The organism is Rhizobium sp. BR 249 (assembly GCF_047445895.1).
Classification (GTDB): Bacteria; Pseudomonadota; Alphaproteobacteria; order Rhizobiales; family Rhizobiaceae; genus Rhizobium.
In genome coordinates this window covers 1-2,418 of the sequence record NZ_JARWKX010000051.1, presented here as the reverse complement: position 1 = coordinate 2,418, position 2,418 = coordinate 1, and the positions used below count along the sequence as shown (strand labels likewise).

Genomic DNA, 2,418 nt, shown 5'->3' with positions numbered 1-2,418 from the left:
CCTTCGAAACATCCACTCCACATATAACTCTGTTCACGGTAACCTGCCTTGTGCGTGCGATTGGAACCAAGCGACTATTCGGTCGTGCGTGACGATGACGAAGATCCCAGGCTCATCCACGGTTGTAACCGGAGGGGGGACGGGCGACTTCGTCACGCCTCTGGTCGGGTGGCCACCCGACCAGAGGCTCAATCGCTTCCATCGCACGAAATCGCTAACGTGCAGATACAAGGGAGGAGAGCTAGGACTTCCCATCACCTGTTGCCTCAATGGCAACGGAAAATTCTGCCGAAGGCGCTTAATTTACTCTCCCTCATTCCTGTGCTTGTCACAGGAATCCAGTGCGCCCAAGTCCTTGGGCGCGGAAGACCCGATACGTATACTGCGCCTACGGCCAGAAACGCCATGTCTCGATTCCGGTCAAAAACTGAGGCAACGACCTCTCTCAAACCTTCTGCCCGCAAGCCCTGCAGAACCGCCGCACCGTTTCCGCCATGCCATATTCCAGCGCATCCGCAGTCAGCCCATGGCCGATGGAAACCTCGGCGAGATCCGGAATACGCTTCACCAGATCAGGTAGGTTCGCCACCGTCAGATCATGCCCGGCATTGACGCCGAGGCCGATCGCCAGCGCCGCATCCGCCGTTTTCCCCAGCGCCTCGAGAATCGGCACAGCCCGTTCCGGCGCGTCGTAGCAGCCGCCGTAGGGGCCGGTGTAAAGTTCGATCCGGTCGGCGCCGACCGCCTTGGCGATCTTGACTGCTTCCGCGTCGCCGTCACCGTCGGCAAAGAGCGAGACCCGGCATCCCATCTTCTTCAGCCGCGCGACGACATCGGTGAGGAACGCCTGGTGTTTGCGGAAATCCCAGCCGTGATCGGAGGTCGCCTGCGAAGGATCGTCCGGCACCAGCGTCACCTGCTCGGGCGCGGCACCCGCGCAGAGTTTGAGGAATTCCTCGGTGGGATAACCCTCGATGTTGAACTCGGCCTTCGGGAATTCGTCGTCGATCAGGTTGCGGATGACGGGAAGGTCGGAAAATCTGATGTGGCGCTGGTCGGGGCGGGGATGCACCGTCAGGCCGCTGGCGCCCGCGGCAAGGGCGATCCGCCCGAGCGCTTCGACGCTCGGCCAGGGCAGATCGCGCCGGTTGCGCAGCATGGCGACGGCATTGAGGTTGACGGAGAGCTTGGCTGGCATGGCGGATGATCCATCGGTCTCGGAAAACGGGAGGCCCCGCTTTTAAGCCAAGTGCCCGGCGATGGCCAACGAGAATCGCAGATGGATGCAATACCGATCGCTGATGGATCGGCATTACAGTACAGCGGCGTACCGTAAATAGTAGTTCCCGTCGCCTTCGAAGAAGCCCGGCTGATGCGCCGGCGCAGCGCGTGCTTTTGCGGCGGCCCGTCACGCAAAGCCTGCAAAACATGCCGTCACGTTGCTATCCCATTTAAAAGAGATTATTTTTAGCACTTATAAAAAAGATCGTTCACGCATAACGTGGACATTGTGTCGCGTAAACGTAGGCCGCGTACTGCTTCTTTTCCCATACCAGAACGCTCAGAGGAAAACCCCACTCGCCGCGACCGGGAAGCAACTGGCAAACCGCATGAGGTGCAACAACATGCCCTAGGAGGGTTCATGCCAGACGGTTCCAAACGCCTGTTTGCTACCGCCGGTATCGCTTCGGAGGCCCGGTCCAGATACCGGTTTCTGCCTTCGGCTGCGCTGCCGCCGGATCTGCCTGATGGTCCCGTGCCAATTGCCGATATGGCAAACGCATTCGGCGTCACGCACAGGACACTGCATTTCTACGAAGAAAAGGGATTGATCTCAGCCAATCGCATCGGCCTGATGCGGGTCTACGGAGAGGACGACGTGATGCGCATGGCCGTCATCACCGTCTGCCGCGAAACGGGCATGCCGATCGCCGTCATCCAGGAATTGATGGACGAGCTTCGCAAGGCCGATTCGCAGGAACGGGCCGAATCGATGTTCCGCGAGGCCCTGCAGGTACGCAAGCGCGAGCTGACGGCCGAGATGTCGACGCTGCACCGCCAGCTCCAGCAGGTCGGCGACCTCCTGGATTTCGACGGCAGCATGGAAATGACGCCGCTCAACGACAATCAGGACAGTTCCAGCCTCACCCCGCCGGAGCTTCGCTGTCTGGAACTGATGGCCGAGGGCTATTCCACCCAGCGCATCGCCCGGGCGCTCGACCTGAAGCATGACGAGACCAAGGATCTCGAAGCCGGAATCATCCTGAAATTCCGCGCCAACAACCGCTTCCAGGCAATCGCCAAGGCCGTCCTGCTCGGCATCGTGCAGGCCTGACGCCCCCGACGGCCGCCACCGTCCCCGTCCCCTTTAAATCATGACTGTCCGGTTCGTACCCCGAACCAAGACCCCTCCCCAAC

General features: G+C 60.5%; 2 protein-coding genes. One reads left to right on the top strand and one right to left on the bottom strand.

Annotated features, from left to right (window positions below):
* Nucleotides 1–445: 445 nt before the first annotated feature.
* Complete coding sequence (locus tag QD408_RS27090; protein ID WP_414141423.1) at nucleotides 446–1,198, bottom strand: pyridoxine 5'-phosphate synthase; 753 nt, start codon at nucleotides 1,196–1,198, stop codon at nucleotides 446–448.
* 444 nt (nucleotides 1,199–1,642) lie between these two features.
* Here QD408_RS27090 and QD408_RS27085 point away from each other — a divergent pair, with 444 nt between their 5' ends.
* Nucleotides 1,643–2,335 (top strand): MerR family transcriptional regulator, encoded by a 693-nt coding sequence (locus tag QD408_RS27085; protein WP_414141422.1) that lies wholly within the window; start codon nucleotides 1,643–1,645, stop codon nucleotides 2,333–2,335.
* The last annotated feature ends 83 nt before the right edge of the window (nucleotides 2,336–2,418 follow it).

Coding starts and splice junctions, on each gene's coding strand:
- QD408_RS27090 (WP_414141423.1), bottom strand. CDS start 1,198: ATGCCAGCCAAGCTCTCCGTCAACCTCAATGCCGTCGCCATGCTGCGC.
- QD408_RS27085 (WP_414141422.1), top strand. CDS start 1,643: ATGCCAGACGGTTCCAAACGCCTGTTTGCTACCGCCGGTATCGCTTCG.